Annotated in this window: 12 protein-coding genes and 2 pseudogenes; 1 reads left to right on the top strand and 13 read right to left on the bottom strand. The window is 65.9% G+C overall.

Features of this window, described 5'->3' with window-relative positions; translation table 11 throughout:
* Nucleotides 1–10: 10 nt before the first annotated feature.
* Nucleotides 11–1,204 carry an FAD-dependent monooxygenase gene (locus ASH04_RS12790; RefSeq protein WP_057473668.1) on the top strand — a complete coding sequence of 398 codons (1,194 nt, stop codon included), beginning with the start codon at nt 11–13 and terminating at the stop codon, nt 1,202–1,204.
* On the opposite strand, the gene ASH04_RS12785 is transcribed toward ASH04_RS12790, so the two are convergent.
* From ASH04_RS12785 to ASH04_RS12730, 13 genes and pseudogenes are all read right to left on the bottom strand, one after another.
* The gene (locus ASH04_RS12785; protein WP_032371348.1) at nt 1,201–2,094 is read right to left on the bottom strand and encodes a siderophore-interacting protein; all 894 of its coding nucleotides are present in this window, start codon (nt 2,092–2,094) and stop codon (nt 1,201–1,203) included. The two genes, ASH04_RS12790 and ASH04_RS12785, sit on opposite strands and share 4 nt — an antisense overlap.
* Nucleotides 2,095–2,173: 79 nt before the next feature.
* Nucleotides 2,174–2,983 (bottom strand): ABC transporter ATP-binding protein, encoded by an 810-nt coding sequence (locus tag ASH04_RS12780; protein ID WP_057473667.1) that lies wholly within the window; start codon nt 2,981–2,983, stop codon nt 2,174–2,176.
* Complete coding sequence (locus tag ASH04_RS12775) at nt 2,980–4,041, bottom strand: FecCD family ABC transporter permease (RefSeq protein WP_371829095.1); 1,062 nt, start codon at nt 4,039–4,041, stop codon at nt 2,980–2,982. The genes ASH04_RS12780 and ASH04_RS12775 overlap by 4 nt, the downstream gene beginning before the upstream one ends.
* Nucleotides 4,038–5,096: a FecCD family ABC transporter permease gene (locus tag ASH04_RS12770; protein ID WP_032367936.1), complete on the bottom strand. Its 1,059-nt coding sequence runs from the start codon at nt 5,094–5,096 to the stop codon at nt 4,038–4,040. Before ASH04_RS12770 ends, ASH04_RS12775 begins: the two co-directional genes overlap by 4 nt.
* A gap of 11 nt (nt 5,097–5,107) precedes the next feature.
* Entirely contained in the window at nt 5,108–6,403 is a 1,296-nt protein-coding gene (locus tag ASH04_RS12765; RefSeq protein ID WP_057473666.1) for a lysine N(6)-hydroxylase/L-ornithine N(5)-oxygenase family protein, read from the bottom strand.
* Nucleotides 6,400–6,816, bottom strand: a complete 417-nt coding sequence (gene panD, locus ASH04_RS12760; protein ID WP_027495817.1) for an aspartate 1-decarboxylase — start codon at nt 6,814–6,816, stop codon at nt 6,400–6,402. The genes ASH04_RS12765 and panD overlap by 4 nt, the downstream gene beginning before the upstream one ends.
* Complete coding sequence (locus tag ASH04_RS12755) at nt 6,816–8,174, bottom strand: salicylate synthase (protein ID WP_082519243.1); 1,359 nt, start codon at nt 8,172–8,174, stop codon at nt 6,816–6,818. The genes panD and ASH04_RS12755 overlap by 1 nt, the downstream gene beginning before the upstream one ends.
* 133 nt (nt 8,175–8,307) lie before the next feature.
* Nucleotides 8,308–10,179, bottom strand: a complete 1,872-nt coding sequence (locus ASH04_RS12750; RefSeq protein ID WP_057473665.1) for a siderophore-interacting protein — start codon at nt 10,177–10,179, stop codon at nt 8,308–8,310.
* A gap of 70 nt (nt 10,180–10,249) precedes the next feature.
* A complete protein-coding gene (locus tag ASH04_RS12745) occupies nt 10,250–11,323 on the bottom strand; it encodes an ABC transporter substrate-binding protein (RefSeq protein WP_057473664.1) in 1,074 nt (357 codons plus the stop codon).
* Between the two features lie 88 nt (nt 11,324–11,411).
* The gene (locus ASH04_RS12740; RefSeq protein ID WP_057473663.1) at nt 11,412–19,073 is read right to left on the bottom strand and encodes a non-ribosomal peptide synthetase; all 7,662 of its coding nucleotides are present in this window, start codon (nt 19,071–19,073) and stop codon (nt 11,412–11,414) included.
* Between the two features lie 105 nt (nt 19,074–19,178).
* Nucleotides 19,179–20,966 (bottom strand): annotated as a pseudogene (locus ASH04_RS27550) (amino acid adenylation domain-containing protein); the annotation flags it as partial.
* Between the two features lie 78 nt (nt 20,967–21,044).
* A pseudogene (locus ASH04_RS27545) lies at nt 21,045–22,457 on the bottom strand (condensation domain-containing protein); the annotation flags it as partial.
* Nucleotides 22,458–22,465: 8 nt separating this feature from the next.
* Nucleotides 22,466–24,121 carry a (2,3-dihydroxybenzoyl)adenylate synthase gene (locus ASH04_RS12730; RefSeq protein WP_057473944.1) on the bottom strand — a complete coding sequence of 552 codons (1,656 nt, stop codon included), beginning with the start codon at nt 24,119–24,121 and terminating at the stop codon, nt 22,466–22,468.
* Nucleotides 24,122–24,141 lie beyond the last annotated feature (20 nt).

Below are 24,141 nucleotides of genomic sequence, written 5' to 3'. Positions count from 1 at the left end.
TTCCCGCCCGATGACCGAACGCGTGCTCGTCACCGGTGCCAGCATCGCCGGCCCCACCGTCGCCTACTGGCTCGACAGAGCGGGATACGACGTCGTCGTCGTCGAGCGCAGTCCGCAGCTGCGTCTGGGCGGCCAGAACATCGACGTCCGCGGTAGTGGACGCGAGGTGCTGCGGCGCATGGGCCTGGAGCAGACCCTGCTGGCCAACGGCACCACCGAGAAGGGCACCAGATTCGTCGACGATTCCGACGCCACCATCGCGGCCTTTCCGGCCGGAGACGGATCACACGACGGACCGACGGCGGAGATGGAGATTCTGCGCGGCGAGTTCGCGCGGATTCTCGTCGAATCAGCCGGTCCGCGAACCGAGTACCGGTACGGCGATCGCGTCGTCGACGTGGCTCAGGATGCCGACGGCGTCGATGTCACGTTCGCGTCGAACGCAGCGGAGAGGTTCGACCTCGTCGTGTTCGCCGACGGAATCCGTTCCAGTAGCAGAGAACTGGCGTTTCCTGCCGAGGCGGAGACCACGCCCGTCGGCCTGTACACCGCCTACGGGGTCTTGCCGAAGGGACCGAGTGACGACGGCTGGTGGCGGTGGTACAACGCCCCCGGATCCAGGGTCGCCAATCTGCGCCCGGACAACCTCGGCACGACGCGTTTCAGCCTGTCCTGGGTGTCCGACGACGGCGGGTACGAAACCGCGTCCACCGAAGAAGTCGTGGCCGCCTTGCGAGCGACGTTCGCCGACGTCGGCTGGGAAGTGCCCAGAATGCTGAATTCGCTCGGACCGGATTCGGAGCTCTACGTCGACTATCTGGCCCAGGTGCAGGCCCCACGCTGGTCGAACGGCAGAATCGGCATGCTGGGCGACGCTGCTTGGTGCGCAACACCATTGAGCGGGATGGGCACCACATTGTCGGTCACCGGGGCCTACGTGCTCGCCGGGGAACTCGCCCGAGCGCGCGATCATCGCGCCGGGTTCGAGGCCTTCGAGGCGCGCATGCGGCCGTTCGTGAATCAGGCTCAGAAGCTGCCGCCCGGCGTGCCTCGCGTCGCGCATCCGAAAACGACTGTGGGAGTCGCTGCTTTTCGCACGGTGCTGCGTCTGGCCGGATCGAAGCCGGTCCAGGCGGTCACGAGCAGATTCTTCGGTCCCGACGCGGCGACGCTGGAATTGCCCGACTACGAGTTTCGGCGTTAGAGCCCGACCCGCTCGAGCAGCGCGTCGAACGCCTCGCTGGCTTCCTGCTCGGTGCGGCCGGATTCGATGACGCCGTTGTACACCGCGAGCGCCTCCTCCTGGTACTGCTTGTACTTTTCGAGCCACTTCTCCGAGTCAGCGCGCCAGTAGCCGATGATGTCGAAATACTTGTTGTCGTAGCCCAGGTCCTTGCGGAAGTACTTGCGTACCCGGCGCGAGGACGACGCCTCGGCGGCGAACCACACGTAGCCGCGTCCCTCGGGTAGCGGGTAGGCGAGCACCGCGTCGTCGAGCACGCTGGCGCTGTCTCCGTTTCCGGATCCGATACGCCAATCGAACGTCACATCGGCGGCTGTCTCGAACGTCTGGATGTCACCGCGCTCGAGTACCTCGACAATCGCGTGTGCGCGGGTGTTTGCGGGCAACTGTTCGATCAGTCGACCCAGCGCAGGAACTCCGGTCATATCGGCCACCAGCAGCAGCCAATCGACGTCGGCGGGCGGTGAGTACCACGACCGCGGACGGGTGAAGAGCACCGTCTGGCCGGGGGCGGCCTGCTGGGCCCAGGTGGCCGCGACGCCGCCCTCGTGTGCGAAGAAGTCGATGGTCAACTGGCCGCGGTCGGGATCGACGCGGCGGATCGTGTAGTTCCGGCCCTCCGGCGCGTTCTCGAGGCCGTGGAACCACCACAGGCCGTCGACCTCGGTCATCGGCGGCGGTGCCGACTCGCCTTCGCGCGGAAAGTAGACCCCGACGCACTCGTCGGGTGCTCCGATCGTGCGGTAACCGGCGACGTGCTCGCCGCCGAAGGTGACGCGCACCATGTGCACGGTGAGTTGCTCCACCGCAACGACGTCGGCGTAGTGGAAACCACGCTGCTGATCGGTCATCTTCGTCCTCGATACATCTCTCGTCCGACTGTGCGAGAACCCTCAGGCTAACTCGGCGGCAATTCTGGTCAATTCTAAACTAAGCCTTGCCTAGCCTGCCAGCGGCCACCTTGGGTATCACCAACGGGGTGTGCGATTCCGGATCGTCGATGATGCGGCACGGCAGTCCGAACACCGCCTCGACCAAGTCGGCAGTGACGATCTCCGCCGGTGGGCCCTCGGTGACCACCGCGCCGTCCTTCATCGCGATGATGTGGTCGGCGTATCGACATGCATGGTTGAGATCGTGCAACACCGCGACGAGGGTGTTGCCGTTGTCCCGATTCAACGTCGCCAGCAGGTCGAGAAGTTCGATCTGGTGCGCGATGTCGAGAAACGTCGTCGGCTCGTCCAAGAGCAACAGCGGGGTCTGTTGCGCGAGAACCATTGCCACCCAGACTCTTTGCCGCTGTCCACCGGACAGCTCGTCGACCGGACGGGCCGACAGCGACGTCACTCCGGTCGCAGTCATGGCCTCCACCACCGCGGCCTCGTCCGCGACGGACCATTGCCGAATCAACTTCTGATGCGGATAGCGGCCTCGCGCAACCAGATCGGCCACCGAGATGCCGTCCGGCGCGATGGAGGTTTGCGGCAGGAGCCCGAGTCGGCGGGCGACCTCCTTCGCCGGGTACGACGAGATGGACTTGCCGTCGAGCAATACCGTGCCGCCGGTCGGCTTCAGCAGCCGCGACAACGCGCGCAACAGTGTCGATTTACCGCAGGCGTTCGGCCCGACGATCACGGTGAACTTGCCGTCGGGAATGTCGACGGTCAACTTCTCGCTGATGATTCGTTTGTCGTATCCGACGGTGATGCCGTCCGCGTACAGGCGTGGCCTCGTCGTCATTGCTTCCGCCCTTCTCGTGCCAACAACCAGACGAAGTACGCGCCGCCCACACAGACCGTCACCACGCCGACCGGAAGTTGAGTGGGCGCGAACACTCGTTGCGCTGCAACGTCACTGACGATCAGGAGCAGAGCACCCATGCATGCTGCCGGCACCATCGCCACCGACGAGGTACCGGTGAGCCGCCGAGCCAACTGCGGCGCGGCGAGCGCAACGAACGAAATGGGCCCCGCTGCGGCCGTGACCAGTGCCGTGAGGGCGACCCCGAGAATCACCAGCATCAGACGCGTCGGCTCGACGCGGATTCCGAGCGCTCTCGCCGCGTCGTCACCCATCTCGAGTACCGGTAGCCGTGTCGACAGCGCCGCCGCCACGGGGGTGACGACAGCCAGGGCCACGAGAACGGGAACCACCTGCGGCCACCCCAACCCGTTGAGTGTGCCCGCGCCCCAGACGGCGGCTGCGATTGCCTCGGAGACATCGGCTTTCACCACGAGCCAGGTATTGACGGACGCCAGGACGGCACTGACCGCGATACCGACGATGATCAATCGAAAGCCCTGCACGCCGCGCTTGTAGGCGAGCACGTACACCACGGCGGCGGCCACCAGTCCGCCGACGAGCGCGCCCGCTCCGGTCCGGTAGTAACCGCCGCCGAGCGTCAGGATGACGACGAGAGCGCCGGTGTACGCGCCGGTCGAGAAGCCGATGATGTCCGGGCTGCCCAACGGATTTCGCGTCAACGACTGAAAGATCGCACCCGACACCCCCAGGGCAGCTCCGAACAGGAATGCCAGCGCAACCCGGGGGAACCGCGACTGCATCACGACGATCTCGGTGATGCGCGGGGCGTCGCCGAACACCGCTGCGAGCACCTGGCCCGGTGGAACGTGGTAATCGCCGGTGCCGATCGCGAGGACGGCGACAACCGCTGTCAGCAACAGCAGGGCCGCGCAGACGAGGACCGTACGAACGTCGATTCGTGCGCCCAGCACTGTGCGAACGATCCACACCCTTCTGCCGAAGTCGATGTTCCCGGCGCGCGGTGCCCGGATCACAGCCCGCTCGCCTTCTTTCGGCGGACCAACAGGATCAGAACGGGAGCCCCGACGAAGGCGGTGACGATACCGACCTGCAACTCCCCCGGCTCGATGACGATTCGGCCGACGACGTCGGCGAACAACAGCAGTGCCGGTGCCGCGAACACGGTGTGGATCAGAATCCAACGCTGGTCCGGCCCGACGAACCAGCGCACCATGTGCGGCACCATCAGCCCCACGAACCCGACCGGTCCCGCCGCCGCAGTCGCTGCTCCGGCCAACAGGGTCACCGCAACGACCCCGACGGTCCGCGTCCGAAGCGCATTGGCTCCCAACGACCGGGCCAGCTCGTCGCCCAGTGCGATCGCATTGAGCGGACGCGCGACGAGCGCCGCAAGACACAGTCCGAGTACGACGAACGGGCCGGTCGCCGCCGCGATGTCGAGGCCTCGACCCGCCAACGAGCCTGCGCCCCAGAACCGCATCCTGGCGAAGGCGTCCGGGTCCAGCAGCAGCATCCCGGAGGTGACGCCGCCGAGCACCGCACCGAGGGCAATACCGGAGAGCGTCAAGCGAATCGGAGTGGCACCCGCTCGTCCCACCGAACCCAGCGCGTACACCGCGACGGTGGCGAGAACGGCACCGACGAACGCGAACCACACATAGAACCGAACGTCGGTCACGCCCAACACCCCGACTGCGAAGGCGACGAAGAGTGCCGCTCCGGCATTGACGCCCAGAATGCCCGGGTCGGCCAACGGGTTGCGCGTCATCGCCTGGATCAGCGCGCCCGCGACGCCGAGCGCGGTACCGACGAGCACACCGAGCACGGTCCGTGGAACTCGGAGCTCGCGGACGATCACCGCGTCGGTGGAACCGTTCGAAGACCACAGTGCGTGCCACACGTCACCGACAGCGATGTTCTCGGCTCCCACAGCGATACTCACCAGGCACAGAATCGCGAGGACGACGACGACGAGAATCAGACCGGCGGTCCTGCCGGCATCGGTTCGGGCCAGACCACCGACGAGAGCCGGAACATCGCTCTGTTCCGGCTCGTCGCCCGCAGTGATACCCCGCCGTTTCACACCACCGAACGCACCCTCGCACCCACCGCGGACTTGACGATCTCACCGCTGCGCACAGCGATGTTGGACAGCAGAGAGGACGTCAAACCGTGGGTGTGCTCGGTGCCGCCCTGCAGGTAGATCGAACCCACTGTCGATCCACGCGTGACGAGCCGGTAGTCCCGCGTCACGCGCGGACCGTGCGCATCGAATTCGACGGCGTCGAACAACGGCCCGAGGATGTCGGGCAGATCGAGTGACGTGAAGCCGGTGGCATAGACGACAGCGTCGCACAGCACGTCCTCGGCCAGTCCTGTCGGCCCGTGTTCCACCGATGCCCGCACGCCCGACGCCTCCTCCGTGACATCGGCCAGTCGGGAGGCTCCGTGCACGAACAGCCGGCGCTGTCCGCTGACCCGCTCGGCGTACTCGCGCGCGTACAGCTCCTCGATCAGGGGCAGGTCGACGGCGGAGTAGTTGGTACCGCGGTGATAGTGCAGCAGCTGATCGCGCAGGGAATGCGAGGACGAGTAGAAGTCGTCGACGGCGGTCGGATCGAAGATGCGGTTGGCGTAGGGGCTGTCGTCGGCCGGACTGTACCCGTACTTGCGCAGTACCGCATGCACGGACGCGTCCGGATAGGTCGAATGCAGGTAGTCGACCACTTCGGCTGCGCTCTGCCCGGCACCGACGACGACGAACGTGCGGTGAGTGCGCGACGGCAGCCGGTCGAGGTGGCCGAGCAGGTCGTGATTGTGGAATTGCCGCGCCGACGCGCTGACTCCGTCCGGCAGGGCCGCGGTCAGGCCGCCTGCGAGCACGATGTTGCGGCCGCGGACGGTCCCGGTGCGCCGCCCCTCGGTGCGGACGCCGTAACCGTCACCGGTGTCGACGACCGCGGACGCCCGCGTGCCGTAGTGCACCGCGGCGTCGACTTTGCCTGCGGCCCAGGACAGGTAGTCGTGGAACTCGAGCCGGCTGGGGAAGAACGTCTGCAGATTGATGAAGTGGTTGAGCCGGCCCCGTTCGGCGAGATACGACAGAAACGTGTACTCGCTGCTCGCATTGCGCTGGGTGGCAAGGTCTTTGAGGAAGGAGATCTGCATCGTGGTTCCCGGCAGCAACATTCCGGGGTGCCAAGCGAACTCGTCCTTCGACTCGACGAAGCACGACGTCAGGCGCTCGGCCGGAGCACACTGTCGATTGTGTTCCTCGATCGCGATGGCCAAGCCGAGGTTGGAGGGCCCGAAGCCGACCCCGACGATGTCGTATTCGCCGTCGAGGTCGCTGCTGTAGTCGTCGCTCGGGCTCATCGGATGCTCGCCCCCGACATCTGATCGAGCGCACCGGGGACCGGTTCGGCAGGGTCCACTCCGAGGGCAACGATGCTGTTGTCCGAGTCGACGTGCACCACGGAGGGACTGTGTGTGGGCAGCTCGGCGTTCTCGACCTGACGGAACGACATGATGATCACCAGATCACCCGGAGACACCAGATGGGCCGCGGCACCGTTGATTCCGATCACGCCGGATCCCGGATGGCCTTCGATCACGTAGGTGACCAAGCGAGCGCCGTTGGTGATGTCGACGACGTGGACCTGTTCGCCCTCGATCAGATCGGCCGCCTGCATCAGAGTCGAATCGATCGTGATGGACCCGACGTAGTGCAGATCGGCGTGAGTGACAGTGGCACGGTGGATCTTTCCACCCAGCATGGTGCGGTGCATCAGGCGTCGTTCTCCTTCTTACGGACGAGATATGGGGCAACGCTGGCGAGCTTCTCGCAGGTCTCGTCGAATTCACGTTCGGGCTTGGACTGGCCGACGATGCCGGCTCCGGCACGCAGCCATGCGGAACCCTGCTGCTCGTAGACAGCGCGCAGCACGAGTGCTGCTTCGAATTCTCCCGTCGATGATGCCTTCACGACGGCACCGGAGTACAGGCCGCGCGGTGAGTCGTCGAGCCGACCGATGGCGTCGATGGCCTCCTTCTTCGGGATCCCCGACGCCGTGACGGCCGGAAACAGGGCACCGAAGGCATCCCAGCAGGACAGGTCCTCGCGCAGGCGTGCGCGCACGGTGGACGCGAGATGTTGGACACTTCCCCGTTCGCGCACGCTCATGAAGTCCGAGACGGCCGTCGACCCCGGGCTGGCGATCGATTCGAGTTCCTCGAACGAGGTACGCACGGACACAGCGTGTTCGGTGATCTCTTTCGGATCCTGTTCGAGATCGGACTTCGCTGCCGAGTCGGCATCGGAACCGAGTCCGAACGCTCTCGTTCCCGCGAGCGGCTCGGTGGTGACGATCCCGTGTGCGTCGACGGAGGCGACCAATTCCGGGCTGAAGCCTGCGGCACGCAGATCGCCGAGATGCAGCAGAAAAGAGCGGGCCGGAGTGTTCGCCGTACGCCCGGCGCGGTAGGTGCCCGGCATGTCGAGATCGAATGGGATACGCACGCTCCGGGACAGAATGACCTTGGCGTAGTCGCCCCGTCGGATTTCCGTTACGGCCTGTTCGACGCGGCCGCGGTAGTCGTCGAGATCTCCGCCGACGTCGAGAGCGTGCACGGTCGGCAGCTCGTCGCCGCCGATCGCGTCGAGCGCGGCCAGTACCGAGGCGCGGTCCTCGTCGCTGCCGGTCACCTCGACGGCATCGTGTTCGCGGCCGAAGCGGACCTCGACGCGGGGCACCACCAGGTGCGCGAGGATGTCGTCGGCGTCGCGCCCGGCGGCAGTGGACCGATCGACGTCGTGCAGGTGCTCTGCGAACCCGAAACCGACGAATCCGTAAGCGTTCCACTGTTCTCGGGTCAGGCCCGTGCAGGCCTCGCTCAGGGCCGCTGCCGGGTTACCGGACCAGCTCCGCTCGGCCGGTTCTCCGGCCCCCCAGGTGGTGGTCACGAGGTGGGGCCGAAGCACGATGCGAGCGACCACGCCGCCCGCGAACACCCAGCGTCCCCGGTCCTCGTACACGACGTACTCGTCGAACAATCCGGACTCCGCCAACGCGACGACCGTACGCAGTCCCCGCTGCAGTTCGGTCCCCTCGGCCGTGTCCATCGTCGTTTCTTCGACAACGGTCATTGTGTGTGCACTCCTGACGGTGAATCGGTCCGTGACCGCGCATTGCGCGCAACGTCTGCGGTCGGCATCGGCGCGCGCCTTCGATAGGGAACGCTAACCTAACCGACTCGGCAGCACAACGGCTTCCTCGGTGTCAGCGAACACGGCGTAGATCGAGCACCGAGATACCCCAGCCGACCAGCGTCGACGCCGCGACCTCGAGGCCGGCATCGGCTGCTACGCAGGCAAATTCGGCTTTCGTTCGTACACCGCTGCCGTGCATGCAGAGCATCAGCAGATCGAATTCCGACTGATCCTCGTTGAACGACCCGTCGTTGGACAGTCGCTCGACGACCACCAATTTTCCGTTGTCGACCAATCCTGTTGCCGCGTTGCGCAACAGCAGTGCGAGATCGTCGTCTCGATAGTGTCCGGTGACCTCGAGCATCAGATACGCGTCGAATCCGTTCCCGTGCTCCACATGCGGCTCGGACATCACGCTCTGCGGGTGATTCACCACTCGCCCTTCGAGTTCGGGCCATTTCCCGAGGTCGCGTCGAATCAGGTCGAGTTCGCTGGGCAACCCGAGCACACCCGCCGATACTCCGTCGTACCGGGAGAGAACGGAACCGAGCACCACTCCGGATCCTGCCCCCGCCACCAACAGGGTCGAGACCCCGTCGAACGAATAGTCCTGCACCAGAGCAGGACCCAGGAACGCGGCCTCGTCGGCGATGTGGTTGTGATGCAGTTCGGCGAGCCGCGGGGACGCCTCGAGGTCTTCGGTCAACGTGTTGCCGGTCAGCAGGCTCGCGCTGGCGGTACCGGTCCGCAGGCTGTCCACCAGACCTGTGATCGACAGTTCCACCCGTGCCTCGATCCCGTCCAGGTCCAGCCAGTGCGAGATCCAGTCGTCGCCGAGCATCGCCTCACCGATATCGCCGAGAATCAGATCACCGGTGGAGTTCTCGGCGAGGACGTCGACGGCACGCAGATAGCGCACGAATTTCGCGAGGGCGCGCGCGTCCGTCTCGGTGGCTTCCGCCAGCGATTCGACGGAGCACGCCCCTCGGGACACGTGCAACGGGATACGTAACGTGTTGGCCGCCCTGAAAGCGAAGGGCGACAGTATTTCCGCACGTTCGGCGAGCCTGTCGAACGGCTCGGACTCACCGCCGCTGAGGTCGGGCACCTCGGGATCGTCGGCGCGGGTCAGAACCTCGGCGCGACGCCAGTACCCGGTGACGTCGACCATCTCCGGCGGCAGGCCGCGGTCCTCGCGCAGATACCGACGGATTCCCTTGAGAGCGGTCGCTTCCCCTGCCACCCAGGCGAACACCGTTCCGTCCCACCAGGGTGCCGCCCGCACCGCACTGTCGAGCAAGTCGCCGGTGCCGGCGGTGACGCCGTCACGGTGGACCCACGTGATCTCGGCGTCGGCGGCCGTCGGCAACGGCAACTCTCGCTCGACGTCGGCGACCTCGACGAACACCCGAATTCGCCGGCCCGGCAATGCCTCTTCGAGATACCGAGCGATGGCAGGTAACGCGGTCTCGTCGCCGACGAGCAACACCCAGTCGACATCGGCCGGAGCATGGCCCGACCGCACCGGTCCGAGCAGGGTGATGGAATCGCCGACGCGGCAACGCCGACCCCACGTCGACGCGATGCCGGTGTCGTGGGTGACGAAGTCGAGAGTCACCTGCGCGGTCTCGGGATCGACGCTGCGCACGGTGTAGTTGCGGGTCACCGGACGCGGATCACGCGGCCATTCGACGGTGCGCTCGTGCTGGGTCGGAAGCACCACCGTGCCGTCGGTCTCCGCCGGGAAGAACAACCGAACGAAGTCGTCGAATCCTTCGCTGCGCAACGCCGGGAACCGGTAGTCGCCGCGCGAGAACTCGCGCAGCTGCGGCCCACCCAACACGATTCGGCGCATACCCGAACCCAGCTGACGTGTTTCGATCACCGTTGCCGTGCGCAGGACTTCGGGAAAGACGACCTGAAGTCGATGGGACCTTGCCACGGTGGAACACGCTCCTGTCTTCGAAAGTGAATACGCCTGTGCTCGCGTCGAGTGGGCCGCCCGAGTGTTGTCAGCCCTGAACGTTCTCGGCGGCAGTGTTCAGCGCCGAGGCCACGTCGTCGAGGATGTACGGGATCGTCAGCACCGTCAGGCCACCGAACGCGAAGTTCTTGTCGGCACTGAGGGCCTCGGTGGAGGCGGTACGCCCCTGCGAAAGTACGGGCTGCGAGGCCACGGCGGGTTCGGCCAGGAACCCGGCGAGAGATTCCTTGTCGTACGCCACGACGAACAGCACGTCGGACTTCAGCAACGACGCCTGTTCGAGGCTGAGCTCGAAGTACACGGCGTCGGGGTCCTTGGCCGGGTCGGCCTGTTGGATGGTGGGCTCGTTGACGAGACCGAGCTGCTCGAGGAACTCGACTCGTACGTCGTTGTCCTTGCTGACGGCGAAAGTGCCGGGTGCGTTGGGCAGCGCGACGGTGACCGTCTTGCCTTGCAGCGCAGAGTACTTGGTCGCCGCATCGGCAATCGAGCCCTCGACTCCGGAAACCAGGTCGGCGGCCTCCTTATCCTTGCCCAGCGCCTTGCCCGCGATGGTCAGCTGGTCCTCCCACGACGTGGTCCACTGCTTGTCCGGGTACGCGACGACGGGCGCGATGTCGGAGAGCTTGTCGAACTCCTCCTGGCTCAACCCCGAGTACGGCGCGAAGATCAGATCCGGTGCGGCGGCAGCGAACTGCTCGACCGGAACCGCTCCGGTGCCGTCACCGGAGAGCAGCGTCGGCGCGTCGCCGCCCAGGTCGGCGAGAGCCTTCGCGTCCCACGGCAGAACGCCACGTTCGTCCGCACCGTACTGGGCACCGTCGAATGTAGGCATCGCAACGGGTACGACTCCGAGGGCGAGAATCGCGTCCTGGTTCGACCAACCCCAGGTCGCGATCCGCTTCGGTGCCTCGGGGATCGTCGCGGATCCGAGTGCCGAGTCGATCGTGACCGGAAATGCGGACTCCTGCGCAGACGTCGTGGCGTCGGCGGCAGGCGTCTCCTCGGTGTCGCTGCTGCATCCGGCGGCGAGGGCGATGGTCAGCCCTCCGGCGAGCGCGATCGACGCGGCGCTCCTCATCCACTTCGTACGAACCTTCATCGTTCTTCGGAACCTCTCGACTCGACCACGCACTGACTGCGTCCACACCCGACCGGGCGAGGCGACTGACAAGGTAGCACTAATGAGGTTACCCTTGCCTCATTAGCCCGTCCTCGGACTCCCTGTCCTCCACGATTCGACACGCGGCCGACAGGGCCTCCCGCCAGAGCCTGGCCAGTTCCTCCACACCGTCGAGCACTCCTGCCGGCCACGTGTACGTCACACCGAGTACCGACGCCCCGTCCTGTTCGTGCACGTAGCTGTCGACGACCAACGCATAGCCGCAGGGCGTCTCGGTGCCGGGCGTGGTGTCGAGACTGCTACGCAGTCGGCTGGCCCCGAACGGACCGCCTGTCGCGGTGTCGAAACGGCCCAGATAATTGAATTCGATGTCGGCCGTGGGCATGTGCCGCAGCACCGCACCCGCCTCGCCGCTGCACCACCGCAGCATGCCGTACGTCGACCCGTCTCCCGGCACAGAATCCCTCGACCGAGCCGCGTCCGTCGCGATCGTACGCAGAACCGATTCTGCGGCAACAGGATCGGACCGGTGCGACATCAGGGCGCGATGGTCGGTCGCGTCAGCGGTCAGGCGGAGCGGGAACACAGCCGTGAGCCATCCGACCACGGAAGAGCCGTCCACCCGATCGGACGCGATTCCCGACCGCCCGTGCCCCTCCACGTCGACGACGAACGACTGCGGACCCGCCGCACCGCTGTCCATCCATTCGACTGTCGCGGCCGCGAACGTTCCCAACAACAGATGTTCGACGGACACCCCGAGCCGCGGGCGGGCTGCGGCGAGAATCCGCGCGCTTTCCTGAGGGGAGAGCGCGAACGTGGTGGTGCGTACGCCTGCACCGGTATCGATCGACGGATCGACCGGACGCACCAACGGAACCCGTCCAGCCCCGTCGCCGACGCGTGTCCAGTACTCCAGATCGGCGAGCACCTCGGCAGAGCCGGCGAGGCGGTGGACCTCGTGCGCCCACTGCCGCATGGAGGGCCCGATCGGGCCGCGATCCGCCGACAACCGCTGCTGCCACGCAGTCGTGATGTCCGGCAGCAGTATTCGCCAGCTGACCCCGTCGACCACGAGGTGATGCAGCGTGATCAGGAGCTCACCCGAGGAGTGGGTGTCACCGTGGTGGCGCAGCCACACCACATCGACCATCCGGCCGATGCGGGGATCGAGCCGACCACGTGCCGCGCGTGACTGAACGGCAACACGTTCTGCGAGCAGCGATTCGGTGAGCCCGTCCACATACTCGGTACGGATCCACTCGGCCACGTCGGCAGTACCGTCCGGCAACACGGTGAACACGGACTCGGAGCCGGGACGACGCTCGAAACTCGAATGCAGGATGGGGTGCCTGGCCACCACGAGATCGAGAAGCTCGATCAGCGAGTTCTCGGTCAGATCGGCGGGAGCCTCCAGCAACACCGCCTGCGAGATCTCGTCGACGGACCCATCGAGACTGTCCATCCAGCGGAGGATCGGTGTCAACGGGACTTCTCCGTACGGCGACAGTTCCTCTGCACCGGCGGTCATCGGCCGCGCCGACTCCGACTGCTGGGCAAGCCCTTCCGGCGTGCGCCGAGCGACGATGTGACGGGGCGAGACCGCCATGCCCACCGTCCGCAGCCGCGCCGACAACTCCATGGCCATGATGCTGTCGCCCCCGAGATCGAAGAAGTCCTCGTCCGCGTAGACCTCCGGCACATGCAGCACAGCGGCTACTGCGCGGCATATCTCCCGCTCGACGTCGGTGCGCGGCGCGCGCCCGGAACCGAGGGTCGGGACGGGGTCGGGTAACGCGGCCGCATCGAGCTTTCCGTTCGGCAGCACAGGGAACGCATCGAGCACGATCACCGACGATGGAACCATGTACGACGGAAGGAGTTCGCCCAGACCCGCGCGCACGGCGCTCACGTCGATCGTCCGTCCCGGCGCAGCAACGACGTACCCAGCGAGGGTCGCCTGCCCGGTAGCGATACCCGACGTATGCACCAGCACCCGCGCGTCTGCGACGGCATCGATCTCTCGCAATCGACTTTCGACTTCCCCCACTTCGACGCGATGCCCGCGGATCTTGACCTGGTCGTCCGTGCGACCGGCATACCTCAATGTGCCGGATTCGGTCCACGACACGAGATCCCCGGTCCGATAGAGCCGAGTACCGTCCGCGGCGAAGGGATCGGCAACGAAGCGGTGCGCGGTGCGCCCCGGCGCGTTGCGATACCCGCGCACCACGCCCGGCCCGGCCAAATAGAGCTCGCCGAGCGCCCCGGGAGGCGCAAGCCGAAGACAGGCGTCCAACACGTATGCCTTCAGGTTGGTCACCGGCCTACCGATCACAGGCTCGAGCGAAAGATCCGTCGATGTGAACACCGCATCGACGGTGGCCTCGGTTGGTCCGTAGAAGTTGTACGCGACAACAAACTCGTTCGCGCGCAACCTGTTCCATAGGTCGACCGATACTGCCTCGCCGCCGACCCCGACCGACGTGAGTGTGTCGATCGATCCCGACCGCATCATCTGTTCGAGCAACGAGGGTACGACCTCGATGAAATCCACCGACAGCGTTCGCAGTCGCTCGGTGAGTTCTCTCGGATCGAGAACGACCTCGGGATCGATGAGATGTACTGTGTGCCCGCCGAACATCCACAACTGCGGTTGCCAGGATGCGTCGAAGGCCATGGACCAGGCATGCGCCACGTTCAGAGTGTCCGTGCCCGCGCGCGCCGCCGTCGGCAGATGCACGCTCTCGCGATGGGAGTGATAGAGATTCGCAAGCCCTCGGTGCGGTACCGAGACTCCCTTGGGCACACCGGTCGTACCGGAGGTGTAGATGAAGTACACCGGGTGGTCGGGATGCAATGCGGACCGACGCTCGGAATCGGTGACGGCAATCCCGTCCGTCGACGACGGCGTCAGGGCCTCGACCGCCGATGCCGCCACCGTGATCACCGGCTGCGCATCGTCGAGAATCTGCCGCGCGCGTTCGGTGGGCCAGTTCGGGTCGATCGGGAGGTAGGCGGCCCCGGACTTCATGACCCCGAGGATCGTCGCCATCGTCGTCACGGTTCGTGGGGCCTCGACGGCCACGATATCTTCCGCGCCGACACCGAAAGCGAGGAGCCATCGCGCAATTCGATTGGAGACGCGATCGAGCTCGGCGAACGTCAGAGCCGTGGCGGCGTCTGCAACAGCAACGGTGTCCGGTTGCAACGCGACGCGGTCGGCGAACAGGTCCACCATCGTCCCGTCGGGATACCGACGCTGCGAGCCGGCGTACTCGGTGCGGAGAATCCGAGTCGTCGTCTCGTCGACGAGTGACAGTGCGGCGATCGGTGGGTCGCCTTCGTCGGCGAACGCACCCAACACCGAGGTCAGTGCGGACGCCACTGCGCGGGCGCGAGCCACGGGCACCGAGTCGCTGCGGTATTCGACCACCAGCCGCATCCGTTCGCCCGGATGGACCGTCAACACGAGCGGGTAGTGCGTCACTGTGTGGAATCCGGCGACCGACACCGAGAAGTTATCGGCATCGACACCCGAAGTGTCTGCAGCAGCGAAGTTCTCGAACACCACGAGTGTGTCGAACAGCGTTCCCCGCCCGACGGCCTTCTGAATGTCTGCCAGGCCCACGTGATGATGCGGAGCCACGGCGATCGAGAAGTCCCGCAGACCAGCGAGCACGGTCGACAGACGTGCATCGGGTCCGACGTCGACACGGACGGGAACGGTGTTGATGAACAGTCCGACCATGTCTGCGACACGATCGAGGTCGGTGGGACGCCCCGACACCGTCGAGCCGAACACGACCGACGGGGAATCCGTGAATGCCGAGAGCACCACGGCCCATGCTGCATCGACCAGTTCGCTCAGCGTCGACGATCGACGACGCGCCGACTCGATGAGCCGGGCGGTGTCCTGCGCACTCCACTCGAGGTCGATCTCGTGCGCCTCGGAACGTACCGACGACGATGCCGATGCCGATGCCGATGCCGATGCCGATGCCGACGCTGCCACCATCGTCGATGCCACGTCCGCGCCGAGCGCGCGACGCCACGCGTCGACGGACGAGTCGTCGCGGCCCGCGAGCCACCGCAGGTAGTCGTCGAACCGCGCAGGTTCCGGCAGTGCCAGGCCTCGGTAGAGCTTGAACAGCTCGGTACCCACAGTGCCCATGGACCACCCGTCCACGAGAAGATGGTGGACGGTCAGCACCACCCGGTGACGATCGTTCCCGCAGTCCAGCAGCAGAATTCGGACGAGTGAGTCCTGCTCTATGTCGAACGCACGCCTGTCCTGGTCGATCAGGTCACGGGCGGTAGGCGATGTCGGATCGTCGACGACATGACGACGGAGTACGACTCGACCCGTATCGCGGATCGCGACGGTCGCCCCAGTGCTCAACGTCAGAAAGCGCGAGCGCAGCGCTGGATGACGGTCGAGGAGCGCATCGAGTGCGCCCTCGAGACGTCGCGGATCCAGCAGCCCGTGCACCTCGAATTCGGTGGCGATGACGTAGATTTCCTCCACTCCGTCGCCCGAGGCTACGGACTGGAATGCCAAGCCCCGCTGCAGCGGAGTGGCCGGGCGAGCTGCCTCTGGATCGATTCCATGAGAGCGCAATTCGGCTACATCGGCATCGGTCAGCAGCGCTACCGAACTGTCGGGCCGGTCGACGATCGCAACGGCCCGGGCGCTTCGGCCCCGCTCCACCAGCCCTGCGACCGTTCGACACTCGAAGACGTCTGCGGTGGTGATCGGAAGTCCGGCGGTGCGCGCGTGATGGACGAGGGTGATGGCGGTGATGCTGTCGCCGCCGAGCGAGAAGAAGTCGTCGTCGACGCCGATGGACTGGGCGCTCTCCGCACGGGTGGTGTCTGCGAACAGCGCCGCGAGCGCTCGCTCGTCCTCGGATGCAGCAGGTCGCGATCGGCTGGGACCACCGTCGGGTATTCCGCGCTCCTGCAGAACTTTTCGATCGGCTTTGCCGTTGGGGGTTCTGGGAATACTGTCGACGGCCACCCAGAATGCGGGCACCAGATAGTCGGGAACCCGGCGACGAAGCGCCTCCTGCACCGACGCGGTGTCGACCGAGTCGGGAGTCACGTAGGCCACCAGCACACCGACGCCGTCACCGTCGGACACAGCGACCACGGCGCACTCGTCGACCGAAGGGTCACTGGCTGTCCAACTTTCGACCTCACCCAGTTCGACGCGATGGCCTCTGATCTTGACCTGACGATCGTCTCGACCCAGAAATACCAGGACGCCGTCGACGAGACGGGCACGGTCCCCGGTGCGGTACATTCGCGCGCCATCGCCGCCGGGATTTGCGACGAAGCGAGTCGCGGTCTCGGCCGGTTTCCCGGAGTATCCGCGGGCGAGCTGCACGCCCGACACGTACAGGTCGCCAGGAACGGCGTTCCGAACCGGGCGTAGCCGAGAGTCGAGCAGCCGCAGTGTGGTGTTGTCCACCGAGGTTCCGATGACCGCAGGGTCGCCGTCGACCCGATGGGCGGCGACGTCGCCTGCGACTTCGGAGGATCCGTAGGAATTGTCGATCGTGGCGTCCGGCGTCACCGCTCGGATCACGTCGATCATGTGGTCGGTCAACGGTTCTCCGCTGAGTATCCAACCGGTCACCGAAGCGCAGTCCGACGGTGCCGTAGCGGCCAACGCGGCAGCCAGAGAACCGATGGCGGTGACCTGTTCGGCACCGGACCGTCCGATGAGCGAGGCCACGGCACCCGAATCGCCGTACTGGTGATCCTGCGCGAGTACCACACGTTGGCCCGCGAGAATGCCGGTGAGCAACTCCGTCGCGCCGTCGATGAACGCCAGCGAACTCTTGGCAACTCGGCTGCCCGGTCTGCCCCACCGCGTCACCGCCCACTGCAGCCGGTTGGCCAACGCGTTCCTGGTGCCGACCACACCCTTGGGCGTTCCGGTCGAACCCGACGTGTACACGAGATAGGCCGCGCACTCACCCGGGACGCTGCGACCGAACGGCGGCGTCCAGTCCTGTTGTCGTACAACGGTATCGACACGGACCGCAGTCTCCATATCCGTCAGTGCCGCGGGGGTCGCATCGTCGATCAACAGCAGGTCGTGCCCGGAATCGGACAGGATCAGTTCGATCCGCTCACGCGGGTAGCGAATGTCGACGGGTACGAACGCTGCGCCGACGTCGATGGTCGCCAACAGCGCCGCCACCATGTCGAGACCTCTGCTCACCGCAACAGCGACGCGGCTTTCGACACCGATGTGGTGCACACGCAGCAGTGCGGACACCTGTCCGACCCGCGTGGTCAACTGCCCGAACGTGATGTGCTCGCCGCCGATCAGCAGTGCCACGTCATCGCGGGACTGCTCGAAGCGCGCTGCCAGAGCGGTCTCGATCGGCACCACGGTTCGGTCCGGTCCGACGCTGCGCCCCTGTCCATGCGGGGCAGCCACCAGTCGAGTGACGTCGATGTCCGACACTGTCGTCATCCGATCGAGCATCTCGACGAACGTCTCGGCGTACATGGCGGCCTGCCGCCGGCCGACAGCGGCCTCGTCGTGCAGTACGAACGCCCACAGAGCAGGATCGGGGCCCACGATCAACGCCATCGGGAAGCTCATGTGCGCACCCAGCACCGTGATCTCGTCGACGGTCCCGCTCGTCTCGGGTATCGGTGCGGGATAGTTCTGGTACACGACTATGGTGTCGAACAGCTCTCCGCCGCCGACTGTTCCGGCGATGTCGGACAGCCCGAGGAACCGATACTCGTCCAGGTCGAGGTGGTCTGCCTGCACGCGTGCGAGCATCTCGGTCGCCGTTGCAGCCGAGTTCCACCGCAGGCGGACAGGCACGGTGTTGAGCAGCAAACCCACCATCGCCTCGGCACCATCGAGATCGAACGGCCGCAGCGACGTCGCCATCCCGAAGGCCACATCGTCGGAACCGGTTCTCGCCGACAGCATCGCCGCCCAGGCTGTCTGCACGACGACGTTCGTGGTCACGCCGGTACGACGCGCGTATTCGGACACCCGCTGGGCCAACGCATCGTCGATATCGACGTCCAGGCGCGAGCGCGTGCCCGCGCTGGACCCATTCGCTCGGTCCCCGGCAACGAGAGTCGCGGACTCGAACCCGTCGAGGTAGTCGGCCCACCGCTGACGCGCAGTGACGTTGTCCTGCAACGCTGTCCACGCGAGATAATCGCCGAAGTCGGGTGCAGGCGGCAACTGCGCCCCCTCGCCCGATTCGTAGAGAGCGATCAGCTCCCTGACGAAGATGGCCTCGGACCACCCGTCCATCAGCGCGTGATGGTAGGTGATCAGAACTCGCGGGGCGCGCGCAGAAGTGGAGTAGGAGAAGCGAATCAGCGGCTGCTCGAAGAACGCGAACCCGGCCGAGCGGTCTCGTCGGAGATGATCATCCCACTCGTCGTCGACGGCCGTGACGACCGGCGTCGACGCGCGCGGTACCACCCAGACCAGATCACCGTTACGGCGTTGCCGCAGCAGCGCTCTGATGTTCGGGTAGCGATCCAACAGCAGTTCGAGGGCACGATCGAGCCGGCCGCGATCCACCGCGGCGGACAGGTCGAGCACCGTCTGTGACAGGTACGGATCCTGCGCTCGCTCGGCGAGCGTCGATTGCAGGTACATCCCGACCTGCAGTGCGGTGAGTGGGAGTACGGCGGCGATCTTGGACTGCGACGTGGCCGCGGTATCGGTCGTCATGTCTGCTCACATACTGCTTTCGAATTCGTCGAGCTCGTCCTGGGACAGTTCCACCGTGGCGGCGGCGTGGACAGCGGGGCGTGCGTCGGCGTCCGGTGTGAGCTCCGCCCCGAACATTCGCACCGTCCGCTTGCGCATCACCTCACGCGGTGCCAGCGGAATCGAGGCCTTTCGCGCCCGCGATGCCACGGCCAGGCAGGTGATGCTGTCGCCGCCGAGCGCGAAGAAGTCGTCGTCGATCCCCACGCGTCCGACACCCAGAACCGCCGCGACGATCTCGCACAACATCGTTTCCACCGGCGTTCGGGCCGGTACGAACGTGCCTCCGCCCACGGCGTCGACGGTCGGAAGAGCCCGCACATCGAGCTTGCCGTTGATCGTCATCGGAATGCGTTCCAGGGCAGCGAACAACGTCGGCACCATGTACTCGGGCAACGTCGCTGCCAGCCGGTCTCGAATGGAACCGAACAGCACGGACGTGTCGGTCGTACCGCCGTCGCGAGGAACGATGTATGCGGCCAGGGCGCGAGTACCACTCCCGATCTGCACCGTACGCACCACCGCGCCCACCACACCCTCGCATGCGGCCACGGCGCGTTCGACCTCTGCGGTCTCCACTCGATAGCCGCGAATCTTCACCTGGTCGTCCGCGCGACCGAGGTAGTCGAACAGACCGTCGGCTCGAATGCGAACCAGATCACCGGTGCGGTACATCCGTGCGCCCGGAGTCAAGGGGTCGGCCACGAATCTCGTTGCCGTGTCGCCGAATCGGTTCACATAGCCCCGCGCAAGACCGACACCGGAGAGGTACAACTCCCCCACCGAACCGATCGGGACCGGCCGTAGCCACTGGTCCAGGACGGACGCACGTGTGCCCAGGATCGGCGAACCGATGGACGGCCCGACGCTGTCCCTTGTTCCGGTACCGAGCGCGTTGATCGTGTACTCGGTAGGCCCGTACAGGTTGTAGCCGATGCCGTCGAGCCGACTCCACAGTGCATCCGGTACCGCCTCACCACCCAGCAAGACCAGGGGAATTCGATGTCCGTCGCGTTCGTCCAACAGTCCGAGATCGAGCAGATGTCCGGCATACGTGGGCGTCACGTTGACCACGTCGATTCTGTTCTGCTCGCAGTAGTGAGCCAATGCCTCACCGTCGCGGCGTAATTCCTCGTCGCAGATGTGTACCTCGTGACCTTCGACGAGCCACAGCAACTCCTCCCACGACATGTCGAAGGAGAACGACACCGTGTGTGCGATCCGCAGGGTGCGGTCTCCTGCCACGGCGACGGTGGGAGCGAAGATCTCGTTCCGGTGATTGATCTGCATGTTCGTCAGACCGCGATACGGAGTGACGACGCCCTTCGGTGTTCCGGTCGAGCCGGAGGTGTAGATGACGTAGGCGGGGTGCTCGAGTCGGCCGACGGTGCCGGACGCAAAACCGACCGACGCTGTGGCCGCCTCGACTTCCGACGCGTCGATGTCGTACGCCAACTCTGTTGCGAACTCAGGGGAGTCGACGACCATCCGTGTGGCGGTGGTGGCCAATCCCCGACTCTCCGTGTCCACCGTCGACACCAGAACGGCCGGTTGCGCGTCGGCCAACATGACGTCGAGACGCTCTGTCGGATAGTCGAGTTCGAGGGGCAGGTACGCGGCACCGGTACGCAGCACCGCGAACAGGGCCACCACCATCTCCACCGATCTCGGCAGAGCGAGGGCCACGATGCGTTCGGGAGCGGCACCCCGGCGAAGCAGCGCCAGTGCGCAGGCGTTCACCCGCCGGTCGAGGTCGCCGAAGGTCAGCCGCCGGTCTCCGAACACCAACGCGATGTCGTCGGGAACGGCCGCGGCGCGTGCGGCGAGCAATTCGGCGATCGTGTTGTCCTGCAGTCGTTCCGATCGGCCGTCGAACTCGTTCTCGACGACACTCGGCATGTCGCCCGGGGCAGACGGCCAGCGCGATATCGGCAGATCGGGCTGCGCTGCAACGGTATCGAGTGCCGATGCGAACGAGTCGAGCAGCGATCGGGCACGCTCGTCGTCCACAGAATCGGGTAGATACGTCACCGACAGGTTCAGTTCATCGCCGGGATCCACTGCGATGGACACCGGGAACTCGGACCCATCGACGGTCGAGATGTGTCGCACGCGGCGCTCGTTCCCTGCCGACGTCGATTCTTGTCGTCCCGCAGGCCCGGCAGCGTTACGCAGGACGAGCAGGGTGTCGAACAGAGCCCCCGCACCGATGGCCTGCTGAATTCCACCGAGACCGAGGGTGTCGTGCGGCATCAGGTCGAGACGCTGATCCTGCACGCGCGCAGCCACATCGGTGGCCGAATCGAATCCACCTGCCGTCACCCGGATCGGCACCGTGCTGATGAACGCGCCGATCGCGGTGTCGGAACCGGCCACATCCATGGGCCGACCGGCGACGGCGGTACCGAACACCACATCGGACCGCCCCACCACACGCATCAACACACTCGCCCAGGCCGCTGCGAGAACCGTGAACAGAGTCGAACCGGATCGACGTGCGTGCAGATCCAGCGCGCCGGACACCGCTGCCGTCACTCTGCGTTCGATCCTGCGGGGTGAACCGTCCCCGCGGGTGGCCTCCGCAGCCACCGAGGTCGGGCTGTCGATATCGCCGAAGTACCGCTGCCACGCCTGCTCGGACTCGGCACGGTCGCGAGAAGCCAGCCAACGCAGATACTCACGGTAGCCGTGGTCCGTAGTAACGGGCGTGCCGTTCTCGTCGTGCTGCTCCAGGACTCGAGCCACGAGCAGTGCCGAGGATCCGCCGTCGAAGCACCCGAACCAGTAGGTGGTCAACAGTCGGTCGACCCCTCCGGGAAGGTGCACCAGGGTGACCCGAAACAGTGGCGGCGCAGCGATGTCGAACGAGAGCGCCCGGTCGTCCGCGAGAATCCGGCTCCATCGATCGTCCACCTCGCTCGCCGGGCACGCACGGAGATCCACCACCGTCAACGGTGCCTGCACCGCAGAGAGTACGACCTGGGCCGGCGCGGTGTCGTCCGGCGTCACGAAGGCCGTCCGCATCGCCGCGGTGGTATCGACGACCGATTGCAGAGCTCGCCTGATCCTGTCGTCGTCGAGGACGCGGTCGACCTCGACGACGGTGCGGACGGTGTACAGCTCGGTGGCATCGGCGTCGACACCTACCTGGAAGACTAGCCCGAGCTGCAGTGGTGACAGTGGCCAGACGTCGTCGATCGATCCGAATTGCTCCCTCAACGAATCGAATTCGGTGGACTCGACGTCTGCGAGTGGGCCGCGGCTCGCCTCGGGTGCGGCCTCGTCGCCTCGGGCACGCCGCAACCGCTCCTGCACCAACCTACGTCTGACGTCGTCGAGATCCATGGGTTCCTTCATCGAGTCGGCTGCTGTTGCGTGCACTGTGTGACGAGCAAGGACTTGTCCACTTTGCCGATGGCGGTGACGGGCAGCGATGTTCGTGTCACCACGCGATCGGGCAGTTTGAATCCGGCGCAGCCGGCCGCCGTCAGGAAGGCCCGCACGTCGGCGACGGTCGGACCACTTCCGTTCGGCACCACGACTGCGCAGACACTTTCGCCCACAGCGGCATCGGGCACCCCGATCACCGCGACCCGCGCTACTGCAGGATGGGTGAGCAGCAGGTCTTCGAGCTCGTCGGCCGCGACGTTCTCGCCGTTTCGGGTGATCACGTCCTTGATGCGACCGGTGACGACGAGATGGCCCGACTCGAGCTCGCGCACCTGATCCCCACTGCGATAGAACCCATCCGGGGTGATGGCAGTCGTATTATGTTCTGCCGCAGAATAATAGCCATTGATGGTGTAGGGGCCCCGCGTCAGCAATTCACCGACTTCCCCGGGCGATACATCGTTTCCGTCCGCATCGACGACGCGCACCTCGTCCAGATGGGACAACGGCCTGCCTTGCGTTCCGATCACCAGTTCCGGGCTGTCCTCGGCTCGGGTGTAGTTCAGTAGTCCTTCGGCCATGCCGAACACCTGCTGCAGCCGGCATCCGAGCGCGGGCTCGACCAGCTTGGCGACCTCCGGTGCCAGCTTCGCTCCCCCGACCTGCAACAACCGCAAGCTGGACAGGTTTGCATCCTCCCATTCCGTTGCCTCGCACCACAGATGAGTCAACGTCGGAACCAACGCCGTGATCGTCACGCGATACCTCTCGATCAGCGCGAACGCGTGGTCTGGGCTGGCACTGCCGGAGAACACCACCGTTGCCCCTACCCCGAGGGCACCGAGCAGCCCGGGGCATGCGAGCGGAAAGTTGTGTGCGGCAGGGAGAACGACGAGATACACGTCCTCGGGACCGAGAGCGCAGACCTCCGCACTGGCCCTGGCGTTGTATTCGTAATCGTTGTGCGTACGGGCAATCAGCTTGGGCAATCCCGTCGTGCCACCGGAGACCAGCAGTAAGGCAGGATCGGTCGGCCGGGCGCGCGGAAACTGTCGGGGCACCCCGGCCACCGCGGACAGAGAGGTATGGGACCCGCCGCCGTTCGATTCGGGTCCGGAACTGTCGACGAAGACGTGCCGAACACTCGTCACCGACGCGAGGACCTCATCGGCGAGTCCGCGAAAGTCGAAGTCGCCGTCCCGATCGGAGATCACGTACGCCACCGCCGATGCGGTGGCGGCGAGATGGGTGATCTCACGTCGGCGATGTGCAGGCAGCGTCAGCACCGGGATCGCTCCGCATTCGAGCAATGCGAACAGCACGACCGCAAAGTTCACGGAGTTCGGCAATTGCACGACCACCCGGTCGCCCGGTTCGATGCCGCGATCGGCGAATCCGGCTGCGCCGCTCCGCACTCGTCGAAGCAACTCGTCGTACGTCAGCTCCGTGCGATCGTCGACGACCGCCCTCGAAGGGCCGAACTGCGTCGCCCACGTTGCGAACACCTCCGGAAGGGTTTCACCTCGCCACAACCCGGCGTCGAGGTACCTGCGGGCACGCTCGTCGCCGAACGGCACGAAAGCGTCGACGTCGGCGTCCGGCTCGGCAAGTTCGGTCATGTTCTGCACCATGGATTCTC

The sequence above is a fragment of the Rhodococcus sp. Leaf233 genome (assembly GCF_001426165.1).
Lineage (GTDB): Bacteria > Actinomycetota > Actinomycetes > Mycobacteriales > Mycobacteriaceae > Rhodococcoides > Rhodococcoides fascians.
Note: the sequence above shows the minus strand (reverse complement) of the source record. Positions and strands in the feature narration are given on the sequence as shown.

What these genes read in the sequence shown, in the direction of transcription:
- ASH04_RS12755 (WP_082519243.1), bottom strand. Translation starts at nt 8,174, where the DNA reads ATGACCGTTGTCGAAGAAACGACGATGGACACGGCCGAGGGGACCGAA.
- ASH04_RS12765 (WP_057473666.1), bottom strand. Translation starts at nt 6,403, where the DNA reads ATGAGCCCGAGCGACGACTACAGCAGCGACCTCGACGGCGAATACGAC.
- panD (WP_027495817.1), bottom strand. Translation starts at nt 6,816, where the DNA reads ATGCACCGCACCATGCTGGGTGGAAAGATCCACCGTGCCACTGTCACT.
- ASH04_RS12745 (WP_057473664.1), bottom strand. Translation starts at nt 11,323, where the DNA reads ATGAAGGTTCGTACGAAGTGGATGAGGAGCGCCGCGTCGATCGCGCTC.
- ASH04_RS12740 (WP_057473663.1), bottom strand. Translation starts at nt 19,073, where the DNA reads ATGACGACCGATACCGCGGCCACGTCGCAGTCCAAGATCGCCGCCGTA.
- ASH04_RS12790 (WP_057473668.1), top strand. Translation starts at nt 11, where the DNA reads ATGACCGAACGCGTGCTCGTCACCGGTGCCAGCATCGCCGGCCCCACC.
- ASH04_RS12785 (WP_032371348.1), bottom strand. Translation starts at nt 2,094, where the DNA reads ATGACCGATCAGCAGCGTGGTTTCCACTACGCCGACGTCGTTGCGGTG.
- ASH04_RS12730 (WP_057473944.1), bottom strand. Translation starts at nt 24,121, where the DNA reads ATGACCGAACTTGCCGAGCCGGACGCCGACGTCGACGCTTTCGTGCCG.
- ASH04_RS12780 (WP_057473667.1), bottom strand. Translation starts at nt 2,983, where the DNA reads ATGACGACGAGGCCACGCCTGTACGCGGACGGCATCACCGTCGGATAC.